Source organism: Formosa sejongensis (assembly GCF_033447105.1).
Taxonomy (GTDB): domain Bacteria; phylum Bacteroidota; class Bacteroidia; order Flavobacteriales; family Flavobacteriaceae; genus Formosa.
The window spans coordinates 34495-53766 of sequence record NZ_JAWQUN010000013.1 but is presented as its reverse complement, the minus strand read 5'-3'; the positions used below and the strand labels follow the sequence as shown (position 1 = coordinate 53766).

Sequence of the window (19272 nt, the reverse complement as noted above, 5' to 3'; positions counted from 1 at the left end):
ATGATGCTACTGAATTACAAGCATTGTTGTTTTTTAACAATATGGAATCAAAACATTTTCTACTCATAGCTAATAGGATTATCAAATAAATAGTAAGATTTAAAAAAGTGAATATGAAATTAAAAGTTACCCTTATTAATATTATAATATTAAGTATTATGTGTTCTTGTAATACCAAGGATAAAAAAAATGAAATAACAACAGTCATTGAAGAAAAACAGCAACCTAATATTATTTTTATTTTTGCTGATGATTGGGGCTATGGAGATTTAGGAAGTCATGGCAGTACTTTTTGTAAAACGCCAAACCTAGATAAAATGGCAGCAGAAGGTATCGATTTCCAAAATGTTTCAGTAGTTAATCCTGTATGCTCACCTAGTAGAGTAGGTGTAATGACAGGACAATACCCTGCTAGACACTCGGTTCATGGGCATTTTGCTAGTGTACAGTCACATATAAAACGTAATATGCCTGATTGGTTAAACCCCAAAGCGCCTATGTTGCCTAGGATGTTACAAGATGCAGGCTATGTCACGGCTCATTATGGTAAGTGGCATTTATCTAATGATCATGTAAAAGATGGTCCATCGCCTTTGGATTATGGTTATGATGATTATGGCGCATTTAATTTGCCGGGAGAACTTCATCAGATGGATGTAGACTCTACGATATATAAAACAATCGATTTTATAAAACATAATAAAGAAAAGCCATTTTTTATTAATGCTTGGATTCATGCAACACATACGCCTCATTATCCAAAAGAGAAATATATGGAGCAATTTTCGCATCTAGATGAGCAGCAACAAGTTTATGCTGCAGTGGTGGCAGAATATGATGACCGAATTGGTGAGCTGTTTTCAACGCTAAAAGAATTAGGTATAGATAAAAATACTTTAGTTATTTTCTCTTCAGATAATGGTCCAGAAATAACAGGTAAAGGAAAAACCATTGATGATGCCTCTACAGGACCTGGTTTAGGCACCTATTATTCAGTGGGTGAAACAGCAGGGTTAAAAGGACAAAAACGTTCTTTGTTTGCTGGGGGTATTAGAATTCCATTTATAGTGAGATGGCCTGGAACAGTTCCAGAAGGCATTATAGATAAGACTACAGAGTTAACTACAGTAGATTTATTGCCCACTTTTTTGGAAGTAGCAGGAGTAAGTATTATAGCAGACTATGAATCTGATGGCGAAAGTATTGTGTCGGCATTAGAGGGCGAGTCATATCATCGAGTTAAGCCCATTTATTGGGATTGGAGATTTCCTAGTAATCAAACAGATTTTTGGCCAAGCGCTGGAATACAAGAAGCAAATTGGAAACTTTTAACCAACGAGAAACTTAATAGAACCGAGCTTTACAATATTAGTAATGATTGGGCGGAACAGAATGATGTTTCTGCTGAAAATCCAGAACGGGTTGTTGCTATGATGGAAAAACTACACACTTTTGAAGTCACATTGCCAACAAGCGCTCCGGATAATTGTTTTTCTGAAAAAAGAGCGACTCTTAAATAATCAATTAGGATTTTTAAGTAATAATTGAATGCTAAAGAGTGTAAGAAATACGATGGAAAATTATTCTTTTTTTCTACTTAAAAACTTAATGAAACCACCTTTTTTAATAGACGAAGACTTTGGGGCTACTTCTGGAATAACCGAAATGGTGTTCCAGCTACATGTACATTATGATAAAGGTGGTTTTATTAAGATATTCTTATCGTACTTCCTCCAACACGGGCTTCTGATAAAATAGAGGGCATAAAAAGGTAAAGAAGGGTAGATATTTCTATCGTAAGGAGAAACTGCTAACTCGTATTTTTAGGGATTAAATCGGTTCTAGAAAATAATTTCAATCTAGGTATTTGTTATGGGTGCTGGAAAATAGTCACTAATAAAGAACCTCTTAGAACTGAATTATAAGATATGGAGTGATTGGGATATAACGGTTGATGTATTATCAGAGTATAGAGAAATGGTATGTTAATTATTAAAAAAAGTAAATACAAGGAAAGAAACATGACCTCTTAATCCAGATGATACATGTGTTTCTTTAGAAATAACAATCATAAAAAACAAATGAATAATGAAGAGTTTATTCGTCAATTTATTACTGTTAGTTTTATTGGTGTCATGCAAAAACAAAGAACAGGTAAATAGTGAAAATGTTAATAAGTCAAGTCAGCCCAATATTATTTATATCCTTGCCGATGATTTGGGATATGGTGATGTAAATTGTTTTAATCCCGAGGGTAAAATAGCCACACCCAATCTGGACAATATGGCTGCCAATGGAGTTATGTTTACCGATGCACATACTTCATCTGCCGTATGTACGCCAACTCGGTATAGTATTTTAACAGGCAGATATAATTGGAGGACCCCTTTAAAGAGTTTTGTCTTGGGGGGGTATTCAAAATCTTTAATTAAACCTGAACGCACCACTATTGCTGACATGTTAAGAGAACAGGGATATACCACTGCGTATATTGGAAAGTGGCATTTAGGTTGGGATTGGGCAATTCTACAAGAAGATGCTAAATTAAATAGAGATAACTTAAACTCGAAACCCAAAGTTGATTTTAGCGCTCCTGTAAATAATGGACCTACAACGCATGGTTTTGATTATTCTTTTGGTTTTAGTGGGTCATTGGATATGGCACCTTATGTATATGTAGAAAATGATAAGGCAACCATGGTACCCACAAAAATGACAGTATCAGTAGATGATAAAGGGTTTTGGAGAAATGGACTTACATCGGATGATTTCGACCATACTAACGTACTACAGGATTTAACCGATAAAGCTGTTGGTTTTATCAATGAAAAAGCGAATTCAAAGCAACCTTTCTTTCTGTATTTTCCATTGCCAGCTCCACACACACCTGTTTTGCCTACAACTAAATTTTTAGGAAAAAGCAATACGAATATGTATGGTGATTTTGTTATGCAGGTCGATGATGTGGTACGTCAAATTAGAGAGGTGCTTGAAAAACAGGGTATTTCGGATAACACTTTACTAGTTTTTACCAGTGATAATGGATGTTCCCCAAGAGCTAATTTTGAAGAACTTGCCAAAGTAAACCATAATCCTAGTTACTTATTTCGTGGGACCAAAGCGGATATTTATGAAGGTGGACACCGTGTACCCTTTATTGTAGAGTGGCCAAATCAAGCACTAAAAAATGCCAGTTCCGACCGAACGATTTGTACTACTGATTTTTTTGCTACCTGCGCTGAACTGACAGGCTATAAAATTAAAGATACAGAAGCAGAAGACAGTTTTAGTATGCTGCCACTTATCACAGGAAAAATAGATGAGGACATTCGGGAATATACCATACATCATTCTGTGGATGGTTCTTTTGCTATTCGAAATGGGGATTGGAAATTAAATATGTGTCCTGGTTCAGGCGGATGGAGCTATCCAACTACTCAGGATATTATAAATGAGAAACTGGATTTACCTGCAATGCAGTTGTATAATTTAACAGAAGATATTGGAGAAAGCAAAAATTTGATAGCTGATTATCCTGATAAAGTTGCGGAGTTAAAAATGGCTCTAAAAAAAATCATCCTTGATGGCCGAAGTACTTCTGGAGCAAATCAAAAAAATGACGCTATGGAAAACTGGAAGCAGATAGAGTCAATCATAAATTAAAACCAATTCATAAACTTTTAGAATTTAAAAGGGCAAAATTAATTTGATATGAAACAAAATTTAATCGCAATTATTTTAGCATTCGTTGCTACTAGTATGAATGCTCAAACGACTACTGAGTCAAACTGGTTATCAGGTTCATGGGGCGTTCGTCTCATTGTTGAAGGAGGCGTCGAATTAGATAAAACGAGCGAAAGTAGGGATTGGGTAAAAGGAGCCCAAGAAATTGTAGACAACCTTCCAACAGTGAGTTATGTGTTTACCAATTTTAATCATCGAGCTCATGGTTACTGGTTTACTCTAAGGGATAACCCTTATGTAGACATCGCTAAGGATATTCATCCTGAGTTTGTACCTTCTATTGAAAACGAACAAATTATCCTTGATGTTATTGATGTCTTAAAAAAAGGAGGTAAGAAAGTTGTTCTATACATAGCTACAGACGGGCCATCGGCTAGGTCGGGTACAGCAGATAATGCAGAATACAAAGCGGCTTGGGAAAAGTACTATAATACAGAATTTAATGGAGATGAAGGTTTGGCTTATCGTACATTATGTAAAGGTTTTGTCGAAAGATTTAAAGGTCTCGTAGACGGGTATTGGTTAGATCATATACATGGAATTGCTGGAGAATTAACTGATTTTGTTGATATGATAAGAGATGTAGATCCTAATGTTTTGATAGCTTCTAATGGTATTGTGAATAATGAAATTACTAGTGCTAAGAATTTTTTTGAAGATACAAACGGAAATTTTTTATTAGTGGAATCTGATGGAATAGATGACCGGGACAATAGACACTATAAAATAAAGTCCTATAATACAGATGATCCCTATACTGATTTTACTTCCGGTCACCCTACACCTTTAGCTTGGGGAGCACCACCTAATTCATGGGTTTATGAAGAATTTACATTTCCAGAAATAGTAAATGCAATGGCAAGCTATAATCCTGAGAAACACAATATAAAGCATGCTTGGATGCCCATGCGGATGAAATGGACGAGCCCAAGTGCTGATTTGATGTTTGATAAAGAGCAAGCATATCGTTTTGTAAGGACTTTAACAGATTCAGGTTGCGCAATTACATGGGGCAATACAAACACAAATGGATTTATTACAAAAGATGAAATGGATATTATGAAGGACATAGATAGAAGGTTACAAATGAAACCGATGCCTGATTATATCCCCTATAAAAGACCAGTTGGAGCAAAATTGGTAGGGGAGTAAAATAATGAAATTCTATATTTCCAGAGGAAAATAGAGCTACTGCTGATGCGCTAGCTGCATTTAATAGGGTGAGGCTAGAGCAAATATGCCCCCTGTTGATGTCACCGTTTTACAGGATAATTTTAGGATAGTTATTAGAAAGAAACGAGTATTGAACTTAGCGGGAAGAAAATAGATGGATGGATTAAAAAAAAACGGGGAATATTGGAAGAAAGGTTTAACGACTCATCCGTATTGAGTGGTAGTTTATTCGATATCTCTAGGCATGAATATTACCCTATTCCTGCTATAGAAATATTGGTTAATCCAATTTTGGAGCAATATGCTGATTATTAAAGTTGCTATGATAAGAAGGCGGTAATGAAAACCATCAAACAAACAAACATAGTACCTTTGCTTTATGTAAACATTTAAGAAAATTATAATTCAAAATAACAAGAGCCATACCACGAAATTTGTCGTGAAGCCTTTGGAGATGAACGTTATCAAGAGGAAATAGCGGCAAATTTACCTGAAAAGGTGGAAAACCTGACTAAAAATACAAATAAGAATAAACAGAAATTTGAATCAAACTTAGCTGTTTAAATATAAATTATACGTATGAAAAAATCAATTATCTCTGGAATATCTAGTTTACTGATGATTCTAACAGTTTGTGGAGCATCGGAAGTGTCAGCACAGGCTTTACCCAATTCCCAGCAAAGAGTTATTCACCCTAACTGGGCTCCCAAAACTTGGCAACTTAGGTCAAATGATATTACAACCATAATGGGGTATCGGGCTGAGCTTGACGGAAATCTTACCCATGCAGAACGTTCCACACCCAAGCTAGTAAAAGATGCCGCAGTTTACGGTTTTATTAACGATAATGATATAATGACATGGGAAGTGGAATCTCCATCTGAAGGCCAATACGCTATAGCCCTTCTTTATTGTGGAAGTAGTGAAGTCCTTTCGGAATGTACTGTAGAAATTACATCAGGGACCACTACAATTAAGGAAGAAACCCACCCACCCACATGGGACTGGAAACCCTTTTTTCAAAGACATCATCTGAAGAAAAACTTAGTCTTAAAGGCTGGCATAAATAAAATTACGCTGCGTTTGGTCGATGTACCCGAGTTACAGATTTCAGCAGCTAAAAAAGCCCTTAAGGGTGAAAAGAGAAATCCTAATTTTGATAATAGTTTTGGACTTTGGTCTATTGAGCTCGTACGTACGGAGGCACTCCCGGAAATTGAAGCCCGAGTTAAATCTACGAAGGCAGATATCAGTTGGATGAAAGAGGGTAAATATGGGTTATTTGTGCATTTTTCATCGTTGGGATATGCTTTTAACGGCAATACACGATTAGGAAGCCAGTATCATGAAATGGTGGATGCGTTTGATGTGGATGCGTTTGTTAAAGCTGTTGTAGAAACAGGGGCGTCCTGGGTGATCTTTACGTGCGGACATGGGGACCAGCACTGGCCGGGTCCCAACAATACAATTGACCAATTAAAGCCCGGATTTACATGTGAACGTGATTTGATTAGGGAGCTGATTGATGGCCTTAAGAAACATGACATTCGCTTTATGCTATACTACAATCCAAACAGTGGCATGGATGACTTATATGGCAATGTTTATGGTGATGGCGATACCCCTGATCCATCAGGATATTTTAAGTTTTTAGAATCTCTTTTTCGTGAGGTGAGCCTCAGGTATGGCGAAGATTTGGCTTCAACAGCTGGCTATGTCGATGATAGTGGTTTTTTTCTATACCAGTATGATGCACCATGGGAGGCTTTATCCAAAGCTGTTAAGGCGGGAAATCCAAATGCACCTGTTGGTTGGAGTCAGAATATTTTACCAAGATTGAGCCCTTTTTGTGATTTTACGGTTACGGATGGGAATTATAGTGAAACTACGATTTACCCCGACTCTTTTTTCGAAAAAAATGGCCAGTACGAAGGGCTTAATCCTGTTATCTGGATTTATATGGATGGTTGGATAAACAACAGACCCTATAATGGAACCTTCAAGAAAGATCCTCATTATTCTGCCGAGGAGTACATTGAGATCTTTAAGAAATTTGATAAAGCGAACATACCTATCACCATAAATCTTACAAGCACTTCGGATATAACCGCGGAACATCCCTTTTTTAATCCCGTTTGTATGGATATCATGAAGCAGGTGCGTAAAGCAATAAAAGGATATTAATTTCAGATTCGGGGAATGGGAGAAAATCCATCGTCTTTAGGCTTGTATCTTTAGCCACGTTAAGGCGAACCTAAATCTGTCGATCCACCAGCCGGTAATAGTATAGTTTAAAGCTAATTAATAACTGAGTACTATAATTTAGTTGTTAATTAATGTGGTTATTAATTGTGATTACCACAGCTCACTCGGGAGATGAAAAGAGAAATTAAGGAACTAATTGAAAATAATATTAAATGCTTTGCGAGTGGAAAGATTGTGACGTTTAATGTCCACGTAGATTATGTTCATTGCGGGTTCTTATTCCTCCCGAGGTTTCTATATCAAAGTTCAGGGGTGCTCTCAGAGCACAAGGTAACCATTAAGTTTTCAAGAGTTATATGTAATTAAAGCAAATACCATATTGGAGAAATCTAAAGCCACCTTCTAAGAAGATGTGATTTTTGCTTTCCTGAGCGACATTATGTATATCCGAATTGATAAACGATTCGAAGCATGATACATGTTTTACTAGGAAGTAACAGGTTAAAAAAAATAGCTTCCCAGTAACAATACATAAGAGTAACTTGTTCTGGTCCTTTAAAAAAATAATAATTTTTTAAGTTGCTACAATTGCATCAAATTCAATGTCTTTTACAAGTTCGATTAAGTCAAATAAAAACAGCTTCAATATTAGTTGGTCATAGAAGTACAGTGTCAAGGGAGTTAAGGCGAAACCTACCTAAACGAGGTATAAACGCAAACACTTATATTGCAGAACAGGCTTAATTAAAAACAACAAGAAACATCAATTAAAACGTAAATGAGTGTTGTTAACAGATAATCTTTAAAAAAGAATAGAAAAAATCTCTGTTGAAACATGAAATGGGTGAAGCAAAAATAACATGGAAATAATAATTGGTGTAAAATAAATTTAAGAGTATAAAAAAAACGTGCTGAAAAAAATAATTTATACGTATGATTAAATATTCAGAAACAATAAAGAAGTATCATATTTTAATACTACTAACTACGGTTTTGTCTGTTCCTTTTAGCTATAGTCAACAAAATCAAAACACAAAAAAGCCAATGTTTTTATCATACTTATTGATGATGAAGGCTATGGTGATGTAGGGAGCTATGGAGCAACAGGTTTCCAAACTCCTAACCTAGACCATATGGCAAGCAAAGGCATGAGGTTTACAAACTTTTATGCTGCTCAACCAGTTTGTACCGCTTCTCGTGCTATTGATACCAAATACTTATCTACAACTAATCAAAACGGCATAAAAACAGAAGGGCTATTAGGTCAATACTTCAAAAATAAGTAGTTAGAAGGTCAGCCCGCTTTAGATTTAGAAATTCCCTAAGAAAACACTTCTTTTAAAGTGGCATATGCAGTCATTTTTTTCCATGTTTCTGCCCCACATGTCAATGAAATTAAACCGATAAGAAGGAGTCAACTAAGTCCTGTAATTGGTTTATATGGCTTCCAGGGTCTTCTACAATACCTGAAATATTTATTATTTTACTATCGCTATTCATAAGGCTAACTTATTTATTGTTAATGAAACATAGAGTCTTTATTTAAATTAAATATTTAAAAATCAGTGATTTGTATTTGTTATTTTAGTAAAAAAGGGAGTGTTTACCCTGATGAAAAGAGCAACAAAATGATTGATATGAGTAATTGAAATTAGGGTTACTAAATTATATTTGCTTTTTTAGTATGATTTTGAATTACAGATGTTGTTATTTTTTTTATCAATATGGAATCAAAACATTTTCTACTCAGAAATAATAGGATTATAAAATAAAGAATAAGATTTAAAAAAGTGAATATGAAATTAAAAGTTACCCTTGTTAATATTATAATATTAAGTATTATGTGTTCTTGTAATACCAAGGATAAAAAAATTGAAATAACAACAGTCATTGAAGAAAAACAGCAGCCTAATATTATTTTTATTTTTGCTGATGATTGGGGCTATGGCGATTTAGGAAGTCATGGCAGTACTTTTTGTAAAACGCCAAACCTAGATAAAATGGCTTCTGAGGGTATCGATTTCCAAAATGTTTCAGTAGTTAATCCTGTATGTTCACCAAGTAGAGTAGGTGTAATGACAGGTCAATTTCCAGCAAGACACTCAGTTCATGGGCATTTTGCTAGTGTACAGTCACATATAAAACGTAATATGCCCGATTGGTTAAATCCCAAAGCGCCTATGTTGCCTAGGATGTTACAAGATGCAGGCTATGTCACGGCTCATTATGGTAAGTGGCATTTATCTAATGATCATGTAAAAGATGGTCCATCGCCTTTGGATTATGGTTATGATGATTATGGTGCATTTAATTTACCAGGAGAACGCCATCAGATGGATGCAGATTCTACCATATACAAAACAATCGATTTTATAAAACAAAATAAAGAAAAGCCATTTTTTGTTAATGCTTGGATTCATGCAACACATACGCCTCATTATCCAAAAGAGAAATATATGGAGCAATTTTCGCATCTAGATGAGCAGCAACAAGTTTATGCTGCAGTGGTGGCAGAATATGATGACCGAATTGGTGAGCTGTTTTCAACGCTAAAAGAATTAGGTATAGATAAAAATACTTTAGTTATTTTCTCTTCAGATAATGGTCCAGAAATAACAGGTAAAGGAAAAACCATTGATGATGCCTCTACAGGACCTGGTTTAGGCACCTATTATTCAGTGGGTGAAACAGCAGGGTTAAAAGGGCAAAAACGCTCTTTGTTTGCTGGGGGTATAAGAATTCCATTTATAGTGAGATGGCCTGGAACAGTTCCAGAAGGCATTATAGATAAGACTACAGAGTTAACTACAGTAGATTTATTGCCCACTTTTTTGGAAGTAGCAGGAGTAAGTATTATAGCAGACTATGAATCTGATGGCGAAAGTATTGTGTCGGCACTAGAGGGAAAGTCATATCATCGAGTTAAGCCTATTTATTGGGATTGGAGATTTCCTAGTAATCAAACAGATTTTTGGCCAAGCGCTGGAATACAAGAAGCAAATTGGAAACTTTTAACCAACGAGAAACTTAATAGAACCGAGCTTTACAATATTAGTAATGATTGGGCGGAACAGAACGATGTTTCTGCTGAAAACCCAGAGCGGGTTGTTGCTATGATGGAAAAACTACACACTTTTGAAGCCACATTGCCAACAAGCGCTCCGGATAATTGTTTTTCTGAAAAAAGAGCGACTCTTAAATAATCAATTCAGATTTTTAAGTAATAATTGAATGTTAAACTTTGTAATAAGATGAAAAATGTCACGCCACTATTACTAATACTATTGACCGTTCAGCAGTTGAGTAACGCTCAAAACCCGATTCTTAGGGATACCGATACCAATTTTACTTATACGGCGTTTCCAGCAGCAAAGGTCTACAACGATAAGGTTTATGTGTACTGCTCGCGCAATCAGTCAGATGCAACGACTTACGGAAGCATGGAGGATTATGTGGTATTGGAAACAGAAGATATGATACATTGGATTAACCATGGCGTTGTATTAAAACCAAGAGAATACGCTTGGGCAGACGGACAAATGAATGCTGCCGATGTGGCTTACAAAGATGGTTGGTATTATTTCTATTTTCCTTATGATAAAACCCATATTGGTGTGGCTAAAAGTCGTAACCCTGAAGGTCCTTGGGAAGAAGCCGTTACAGACAAAATAACTAGCATATTCGATCCTAGTGTAATGGTGGATGACGATGGTCAGGCGTATATTTATGGTAACGATCATAAAGTAGATATTGGAGAACCTGGAACCTATATAATGGGAGCAAAACTCAAGGATAATATGACTGAGTTAGATGGAGACTGGGTTAGATTGAGTAATAAAGAAGTAAAAGAAGGAACTCAAGTTTTTAAACGAAATGGCACCTATTATTTTCATGCAAGCGTAGGCCCAAATACAGAGTATTGGATGTCAGATAACCCATTACCAGAATATGCATCATTTAAAGGGGTGCTAGCAGAAAATTCACCAGACTCACCAAATCATGCCTCTGTAATAGAATTTAAAGGAGAATGGTATTTTTTCTATCACCGTGGAGATGTAAACAACGGTACTTTTTTCCGTCAATCAGTATGTTTTGAAAAAATGACCTTTAACCCAGATGGGACAATTAAACCAATTATTTATACGGTTGACCCTAATTACAAAGCAAAAGTTGTAAGTACGAAAGGTGAATAAAAATATTGGTTTTACTATGATAAAATTAAATAGAATCTATACTAATTAATAAAACTACTAATAAAATGACTAATACTAAAATCGCATTCCTGTTTTCAGCATTGCTGATATTATTTTCATCTTGTAAGAATACTGAGAAAAAACAAGAAGAAATAGTACAAGATTTAAATATAGAATTCGTAGCTAATCCAGTAAAAATTGAAAAACAAGATGTCGTTACGCTCGAAATAGGTGCAGATGCTCCAGATTTCAACTTACCGGATTTGAAAGGCGAATTTAAGAGTTTGAAAGACTATGAAGACGCTGAAATAATTGTGATGATTTTTACAAGCAATCACTGCCCAACCTCTCAGGCTTATGAGACTAGAATAATAGAATTTACTAAAGCATACAAAGATAAAGGCGTTACTGTTATTGCCATTAATTCTGCCAGCTCATTGGGTCTAATGTATGCAGAACATTCGTGGTCTGATGTTGGTGATTCTTATGAAGACATGAAAATAAGGGCTAAGCATAGAGCATATAATTTCCCATACCTGTATGATGGCGATTTGCAAGAAGCTTCTTTAGCGTACGGTGCCATGGCTACTCCGCATATTTTTATATTGGATAAAGAAAGAAAGCTACGATATGAAGGAAGGATAGATGCCGATCAAACACAAGGTATTGGACAATCTGAAGATATGATTCAAGCTGTTGAAGAATTATTGGCAGGAAAAGTCGTAAGTAATCCGAGCACCAAATCAATCGGTTGTTCTACTAAATGGTCGTGGAAAGCAGAGAATTCTAAAGAAATTGATGAGGAATGGGCACAACGTGAAGTTGTTTTAAATGAGATTAATAATGAAGGTGTCAAAGAATTATTAGCAAATAACACTGAAAAATTACAGTTGATTAATGTTTGGGCAACATGGTGTGGACCTTGTGTTAGAGAGTTTCCGGATTTGGTGAAATTACAAAGAATGTATGGTAAGAAAGATTTTCAATTGGTTTCAGTTTCTACCGATAAAATGGAGATAAAAGATAAGGTTTCTAAGTTCTTAAAAGAAGAGCAAGCTTCTGTACAAAATTACATTTATTCAGAAGATGATTTATATGAACTTATAGAATTGATAGATCCCGATTGGAGTGGTGCATTACCATATACCTTGTTAGTTGAACCGGGAGGTAAAAAAGTTTATACACATCAGGGAGAAGTGGATATGCTTGAGTTAAGAAGGGCTATTGTAGACCATGATTTGATTCGTAGATATAGATAATTTGTTTTCTAACGGAACATCAAGATACCCCGATGGCTCTGCCTCGGGGTAGTTTATTTAGAAAACAAACAATAAAAAATCAAGTATTCATGAAGAATTTATTCATCAGTTTATTAATGATAGCCTTTACGGTGTCATGCAAAAAGAGCCAGGAAAAGAAACAAAATGTTGAAGATTCCAAACGTCCTAATATTATCTTCATTTTCGCAGATGATTGGGGATATGGTGACTTGGGTATTCATGGGAGTACGTTTGTTGAAACGCCTAATCTTGATAAAATGGCAAGTGAAGGTATTGATTTTGAGAATTTTACAGTAAACAATCCCGTATGTTCTCCTAGTAGGGTGGCGGTTATGACAGGACATTACCCAGCCAGATATTCTATTCATAGACATTTTGCTAGGGCAGACCACCAAATTGAAAATGATATGCCGGATTGGTTAGACCCTAATGCACCTATGCTACCTAGATTATTAAAAAAAGCAGGGTATAAAACAGGTCATTTTGGTAAATGGCATTTAGCAGATAATAGAGCTAGTGATGCTCCTCTGCTTACAAGCTATGGTATTGATGAATATGCAGCTTTTAATGCACCAGGAAAAGAAAATATTAGTTATGAACAAAGTGTTCCGCGTGCATTAGATTTTATCAAAAAAAATAAGGACACTACTTTTTTTATGAATGTGTGGATACATGAAACACATACACCATTTTATCCGATCGAAGAGTATATGGAAAAATATAAGGATTTAGATGAGCGTAAACAGGTTTATGCCTCTATTATAGCAGAAGGGGATGCTGGTGTCGGATCCATTCTAAATTTATTAAAGGATTTAAATATTGATGACAATACGCTGGTTATATTTTCTTCTGATAATGGTCCGGAATATGCGCATAGCGATTCTGATAAATCCCTAAAGGGTGGATATGGAGAATATTATTCAGTAGGAGAGACTGGAGGCTTAAAAGGAGAAAAAAGGTCATTGTATGCTGGCGGGATTCGTGTGCCTTTTATTGTTCGATGGCCAGGTGTAGCTACCAAGGGTAAACGGGATTCAACTTCTGTAGTAACTGCTGTAGATTTATTGCCCACTTTTCTGGAGATTGCTGGATTAGAATTACCCAATGGTTATAAACCTGATGGAGAAAGTGCATTAGCGGCAATTAAAGGAGAAGATTTTAAAAGAACGAAACCTATTTATTGGGAATGGGAAGGTCCAAAATTACGCGAATCTATTTGGCCGAAGCATGGCATTCAAGATGGTAGATGGAAATTAATTACCAATACAGATTTGGCGAAGACTGAATTGTACGATTTGGAAAGTGATTGGGCTGAAAATATTGATGTATCATCAGAGTACCCAGACATAGTAGAGCAATTGTTAGAGAAAGTATATGCATGGGAAAAAACATTGCCCCTTGAGCCAAATGAGAATAGCATCTCAGTAGATAGGAGGAATCTTAGGCAGGTAGAGTAAAAACTAATTTTTAGAATTCAGTAAATAATATATTATGAAAAATTTAATCCTTCTAACCCTTTTATTCTTTACAAAAATAATTTTTGCAACCGATTATTATGTCGATGCTAGTACTGTCGATTCAGGGAATGGTACCAAGAGTTCCCCTTTTAAAACGATTCAGGAAGCAGCAGATATCATGAAGCCTGGTGATGTGTGTTTTATAAAAGGAGGGATCTATTCTGAAACAATAGTACCTGCAAATTCTGGAACAAAGTCAAACCCTATTGTTTTTAGACCTCTAAGTAAAAATGATAAAGTTATCATTACTGGGCTTGACGAAGTGTCTTCAACGCTATGGAAAAAAGATTCTAAAAATCTTTTCAAAGCCAAAATAGAAATGAATCTTGGTCATGAGAATCAGGTTTTTATGAATGAAAAAGCCATGATAGAAGCACGTTGGCCTAATACAGGAGAGGATTTGCTAAAACCAACATTAGATTTAATGGATGCTAATACAACACCCGAAAAAATTGTCGATTCCCGATTGCCAGATTTCGATTACACTGGCGCTCATGTTTGGATACATGCTGGTGCCCACTGGAGTAATTGGACAACGAAAGTTATGGCTTACGGGAAGGGGTTCTTGGAAATTGAAAATTTAGCTCCAGGTAAAGGAACTACCAGTTGGCATATTACAAAGGAGGGTGAGGAGTTCTTTGTTTTCGGGTGTAAGGATGCATTGGATACAGATAATGAATGGTTTTACGATACAAAAGAACAATCCCTTTATATTTATAGATCCAATGGCACTACTCCTAGTAACAATATTTATATTAAGAAACGTATGAATGCTTTTGACCTTAAAGACAAAGCGTTCATTCAGGTTAAAAACATGGAAATTCGTGGTGCAACAATTGATATGAATGCTGAATCTTCTCATATTGAAATGGACGGTCTGAGAGTTTACAATGCCTATCATTCATCTCAAGCCAATGTATATTTTGGGAATCAAAGCGATAAAGGTATTCCAATGTTGGGGAAAAACTGTATTCTTAGGAATAGCGAGGTTGCTTATACTTCGGGTTGCGGTGTAGGACTCTATGGTGAGTACAATCAGATTATCAACTGCTACATTCACGACACAGATTATATTGGTACAAATGCGAGTAGTGTTTCGTTACAGGGAAAGGGTAATATTATAAGTCATTGTACATTGAGGCGCAGTGGACGTACTGTCATCCATTATGGAGGGATGTACAAAGCGCTTATACAGTATTGCGATATGAGCGAATCGGGGTTATTATCAAGCGATTTAGGATTGACCTACGGGAATGTGATTGAAGGAGGGAATTCTGAGGTACGATACAATTGGTTACATGATAATCTCGATGAACATTTAGCCATGGGTCTTTATTATGACCATGGTACGCAGAATATTATTTCACACCACAATGTTGTTTGGGGTGTAGGATTTGGAGCTCTTCATATCAATCATTATGCATATTATCATCTAATTTACAACAATACTTTTTCAGCAGAACAGCATGGGTTTGAATCTGCTTGGGGAAATAAATATGCTCCAGATATGCATGGCTGTAGGTTCTTTAATAATATTTTTTCAGCTTCTGCGAGTATAACTGCAGATAATTATGAATGGGGTAACAGTCTAGTTAATTATAAGGATATAGTTGATAACAAATACCTCCCAGAAAATTCACCTGCCATTGACAATGGTATTGTTTTAACAGGTATAAATGAGGATTTTAAAGGTGAAGCGCCAGACATGGGTGCTTATGAGTTTAACGGTCCCAAATGGAAGGTTGGTCATGACTTTGATAACCCACCCATAGTTGATACAACACGCTCAAAACCCTTGCACAGAAACCGTCTTGAAAACACGGCATTTGAATATGACGATCATCTTTCTCCTTGGTTTTTGGTTAAAGGTGAAGCTACTCCAGAATTGGGAAATAAAAGACAAATAACCCCTGATACTGCAAACCTACGTATGGGAGTAAGTAGTATGCAACTCGGGCCAGATGCAGAAATTGCACAAGTTGTTACGGGGCTTACGCCAAACACATGGTATGAATTTGCCGGATTTCTAAAAACAGAAAATAATGAGCGAGCAGAATTAGGTGTGCGTGATTACGGTGATATCGAGACCGTCAGTCCATCTTTTGGTAAACACCGTGGTATCGAACAAAATTGGGCTCGTTCTATCTTGCATTTCAAAACGGGTCCATCCAGTACAAGTGCAACCGTATTTATTAGAAGAACAACAAATGGAGAAGGTCGTGTGTTTACCGATGATACTGGACTTGTATTTCTTAGATATGATTAAAATTATTAGCAGTAAAGAAGTTCAAGATCATAAAGCGCCTATTTGGTTTAAAAACAACAGATGAAATATAGACTAAAAAGCAGTATTTACTTTCTATTAGCATTTATGATATTGGGATGTACAAACCTTAAAAAAAAGATTGTAAAAAAAGAAACCCAAAGTCCAGATTCGTATGTTTTAGTAGAAGATTGGCCAAAAATACCAAATAACCTCATTTTAGGAAGTCCAACTGGACTCGGGATTGATTCTGAAAATAATATTTTGGTTTTTCATAGAGCAAGCAGAGTTCGGAAAGACATAATGCCAGAAGATAATATTAAAGAAAATACTATTCTTACGCTTCATAAAAAAACCGGCAAAGTCTTAAAAAATTGGGGTGCAGATTTATTTATTATGCCACATGGTTTGGAGGTTGATAAAGAAAATAATGTTTGGGTTACAGATGTAGCCCTGCATCAAGTTTTTAAATTTAGTGCAAATGGAAATTTACTTTTAACTTTAGGTGAAGCCAAAGTTCCAGGAAATGATTCTAAACACTTTAATCTTCCAACAGACATAGCTGTTTCAGACGATGGTTCATTTTATGTAAGTGATGGCTATGCAAACAGCAGAGTTGTTAAATTTTCAAAAGATGGAACATATTTATTAGAATGGGGAAAATTTGGCAATAAACAAGGAGAATTTAATGTTCCACATGGAATTGATTTAGACAAAAACGGAAATGTGTATGTTGCAGACCGTGATAATAATAGAATTCAAAAGTTTGATAGTCAAGGTAAGTTTATTGCCGTTTGGCAGAATAAAATAGCAGAAGAATTATATTCTGTTACTATTGATAATCAAAATAACCATTTGTTTGGAATAGATTATTTGACTTTAAACGATACAATTGTTAAAGGTTCTGATATTTTTCGATTTGATTTAAACATGAACCCTCAAGTGCAATTTGGTAGAACAGGATTTTATGAGGGGCCGATTTCAAGATATCACGATATTCAAATTGACGATGAAGGGAGTATTTACGTTGGGGATATTTTAGGCAACAAAGTTCAAAAATTTCGATTGGAGAAAAGTGAATAAGATAAAAACGAAGGCATAACATCATACTTGATTTATACTTTTTAAATATGCAAAAAATCATATCTCAAATAGTGTATTTGTTTTGTTGTATAGATTAAAATTAATAAAAAATGATGACGAAAAGTTAAAAATAATAAAAGATGGTATTGATAGAAAACATTTAATAACGTGAATTATACTCTATAAAAATAAGTTAGCTATGAAAGTATATATTTATCAGCACTTACAAAGAACAATGTTTTTATTGGCAGCTTTTCTACTGCAATTACCTGGATATGCTCAATATAAAAATGTGCTTAACTATCCTGGTGGTAGAATAGCCATCTCGCACGATGGAAATAATTATGACGAAGATGATTATGTTGCAGCAGCCATGAATTTGGCTTTGCTAGAAGGAACAGGTTTAAAATCAAAATTAGTTCATTTTGATTATTCTAGTCATCTTAAAAACAAGAACGGGCAATATATGGAGATGCTCGAGAGTGTTACGGAAGGCGCAAGATATTTTAATATAGATTCCACTAAAATATTTGATGTACAAACACAATTAGATGAGGCTATTGCAAATTTTAAAATGGAGGCTGAAAAATCAACTAAAACAGATCCGCTTTGGTTTTGTATTGGTGGACCTATGGAAGTGCCATGGCGCTATATTAATGCTGTAACTCCAAAAAAACGAAAATTTATTACGTGTATATCACATTCCTCTTGGTTTAATGAAGACCATGTTTCTCCTCCTGAAATGACACACACCTGGAAAGATATTGGAGCTTTGGGAGTCGACACCATTCGTATAAAAAATCAGAACAAAACGGAATGGAACACTAAAAAAGAAAACGTATTCTGGATGCGAGATTCTAAGAATCCTAAACTTCAATGGCTGTATAATAGAAATGCAAAAGAGACATATGATTCTTCTGATTCAGGTATGTTATGGTGGGTGATTACAGGCGCGGAAAAAAGCGGTAAAGAAAATGCGGGATGGGAAGATTATAAGCCTGTTTTGGAATCCATATCTTATCAAGACAAAAATGAAATTTCAGATACTAGTGATGAAGGATTCAAAACAATTTTCAATGGTAAAAATTTGGATGGTTGGTACCTGAAAATCCGGAGTGGAGATGAAGCGCTAGCTAAAAAAGTGTTCGCCATTGAAGACGGTATGATTCATGTGTTTGGAGATTCGTTTCCAAAAGAATACAACTTAAATACAGGAGCGAATGATACGCATGGGCAAATCTATTATGAAAATTCATGCAGTAAATATATTCTTAGGTTTGAATATAAGTGGGGAACTAATATTGCTAATAACTTCAATAAGTGGCAATATGATGCTGGTGTATATTATCATGTTATAAACGATAAAATTTGGCCTGTAGGTATTGAGTATCAAATCCGTTACGATCATACCACATCTCGAAATCATACAGGCGATTTAATAAGACCTCAAGGGGCCAATTATGATTGGTTTTACAATGAAGAAAATGGCACCTATTTACATCCAAAAGATGGTGGTTCACTGTATGCCAAAGCACATTGGCTACACTTTGCATCGCCAACTGAAAATTTCAACGCACTAAATAATGAATGGAATCAATGCGAAATTATTGTGATGGGAGACCAATATGCTATTCATAAATTAAATGGAGAAATTGTTAATATGGCTTTCAATTTAGAGCCTGGAGCTGGAATTTTCGGATTTCAGGCAGAAACTGCTGAAATATTTTATAGAAATATTCAAATTAAAGAGTTTGACGAAATTATACCTGCCGATGTTTTTCTGGGAAAAAAGTGAAGCATTAAATATTAAATAT

The 19272-nt window shown here is 35.4% G+C and carries 13 protein-coding genes; all 13 read left to right on the top strand.

Features of this window, described 5'->3' with window-relative positions; all coding sequences use genetic code 11:
• Positions 1-113: 113 nt before the first annotated feature.
• The 13 genes from R6X41_RS12880 (at position 114) to R6X41_RS12820 (ending at position 19253) form a co-directional block, all read left to right on the top strand.
• Entirely contained in the window at positions 114-1520 is a 1407-nt protein-coding gene (locus tag R6X41_RS12880) for a sulfatase-like hydrolase/transferase (protein WP_318500750.1), read from the top strand.
• Between the two features lie 568 nt (positions 1521-2088).
• Positions 2089-3663, top strand: a complete 1575-nt coding sequence (locus R6X41_RS12875; RefSeq protein WP_318500749.1) for a sulfatase family protein — start codon at positions 2089-2091, stop codon at positions 3661-3663.
• Between the two features lie 48 nt (positions 3664-3711).
• On the top strand, positions 3712-4896 hold the full coding sequence (locus R6X41_RS12870) for a hypothetical protein (RefSeq protein ID WP_318500748.1): 1185 nt from the start codon (positions 3712-3714) through the stop codon (positions 4894-4896).
• A 204-nt stretch (positions 4897-5100) separates the two neighbouring features.
• The gene (locus tag R6X41_RS12865; RefSeq protein ID WP_318500747.1) at positions 5101-5232 is read left to right on the top strand and encodes a hypothetical protein; all 132 of its coding nucleotides are present in this window, start codon (positions 5101-5103) and stop codon (positions 5230-5232) included.
• A gap of 264 nt (positions 5233-5496) precedes the next feature.
• Positions 5497-7101: an alpha-L-fucosidase gene (locus R6X41_RS12860; RefSeq protein WP_318500746.1), complete on the top strand. Its 1605-nt coding sequence runs from the start codon at positions 5497-5499 to the stop codon at positions 7099-7101.
• A gap of 1073 nt (positions 7102-8174) precedes the next feature.
• Positions 8175-8408, top strand: coding sequence for a sulfatase-like hydrolase/transferase (locus tag R6X41_RS12855; protein ID WP_318500794.1), 234 nt, complete (start codon positions 8175-8177; stop codon positions 8406-8408).
• 510 nt (positions 8409-8918) lie between these two features.
• Positions 8919-10325: a sulfatase-like hydrolase/transferase gene (locus tag R6X41_RS12850; RefSeq protein ID WP_318500745.1), complete on the top strand. Its 1407-nt coding sequence runs from the start codon at positions 8919-8921 to the stop codon at positions 10323-10325.
• Between the two features lie 48 nt (positions 10326-10373).
• The gene (locus R6X41_RS12845; protein ID WP_318500744.1) at positions 10374-11315 is read left to right on the top strand and encodes a family 43 glycosylhydrolase; all 942 of its coding nucleotides are present in this window, start codon (positions 10374-10376) and stop codon (positions 11313-11315) included.
• 65 nt (positions 11316-11380) lie between these two features.
• Complete coding sequence (locus tag R6X41_RS12840) at positions 11381-12574, top strand: redoxin family protein (RefSeq protein ID WP_318500743.1); 1194 nt, start codon at positions 11381-11383, stop codon at positions 12572-12574.
• Positions 12575-12663: 89 nt separating this feature from the next.
• Positions 12664-14052 carry a sulfatase family protein gene (locus tag R6X41_RS12835; protein WP_318500742.1) on the top strand — a complete coding sequence of 463 codons (1389 nt, stop codon included), beginning with the start codon at positions 12664-12666 and terminating at the stop codon, positions 14050-14052.
• Positions 14053-14086: 34 nt separating this feature from the next.
• On the top strand, positions 14087-16378 hold the full coding sequence (locus R6X41_RS12830; RefSeq protein WP_318500741.1) for a right-handed parallel beta-helix repeat-containing protein: 2292 nt from the start codon (positions 14087-14089) through the stop codon (positions 16376-16378).
• 60 nt (positions 16379-16438) lie between these two features.
• Positions 16439-17458: a peptidyl-alpha-hydroxyglycine alpha-amidating lyase family protein gene (locus R6X41_RS12825; protein WP_318500740.1), complete on the top strand. Its 1020-nt coding sequence runs from the start codon at positions 16439-16441 to the stop codon at positions 17456-17458.
• A 199-nt stretch (positions 17459-17657) separates the two neighbouring features.
• Positions 17658-19253: a 3-keto-disaccharide hydrolase gene (locus tag R6X41_RS12820; protein ID WP_318500739.1), complete on the top strand. Its 1596-nt coding sequence runs from the start codon at positions 17658-17660 to the stop codon at positions 19251-19253.
• Positions 19254-19272 lie beyond the last annotated feature (19 nt).

Excerpts from the sequence above, each read along its gene's own strand:
- R6X41_RS12880 (WP_318500750.1), top strand. The coding sequence starts at position 114 with ATGAAATTAAAAGTTACCCTTATTAATATTATAATATTAAGTATTATG.
- R6X41_RS12875 (WP_318500749.1), top strand. The coding sequence starts at position 2,089 with ATGAAGAGTTTATTCGTCAATTTATTACTGTTAGTTTTATTGGTGTCA.
- R6X41_RS12870 (WP_318500748.1), top strand. The coding sequence starts at position 3,712 with ATGAAACAAAATTTAATCGCAATTATTTTAGCATTCGTTGCTACTAGT.
- R6X41_RS12860 (WP_318500746.1), top strand. The coding sequence starts at position 5,497 with ATGAAAAAATCAATTATCTCTGGAATATCTAGTTTACTGATGATTCTA.
- R6X41_RS12850 (WP_318500745.1), top strand. The coding sequence starts at position 8,919 with ATGAAATTAAAAGTTACCCTTGTTAATATTATAATATTAAGTATTATG.
- R6X41_RS12845 (WP_318500744.1), top strand. The coding sequence starts at position 10,374 with ATGAAAAATGTCACGCCACTATTACTAATACTATTGACCGTTCAGCAG.
- R6X41_RS12840 (WP_318500743.1), top strand. The coding sequence starts at position 11,381 with ATGACTAATACTAAAATCGCATTCCTGTTTTCAGCATTGCTGATATTA.
- R6X41_RS12835 (WP_318500742.1), top strand. The coding sequence starts at position 12,664 with ATGAAGAATTTATTCATCAGTTTATTAATGATAGCCTTTACGGTGTCA.
- R6X41_RS12830 (WP_318500741.1), top strand. The coding sequence starts at position 14,087 with ATGAAAAATTTAATCCTTCTAACCCTTTTATTCTTTACAAAAATAATT.
- R6X41_RS12825 (WP_318500740.1), top strand. The coding sequence starts at position 16,439 with ATGAAATATAGACTAAAAAGCAGTATTTACTTTCTATTAGCATTTATG.
- R6X41_RS12820 (WP_318500739.1), top strand. The coding sequence starts at position 17,658 with ATGAAAGTATATATTTATCAGCACTTACAAAGAACAATGTTTTTATTG.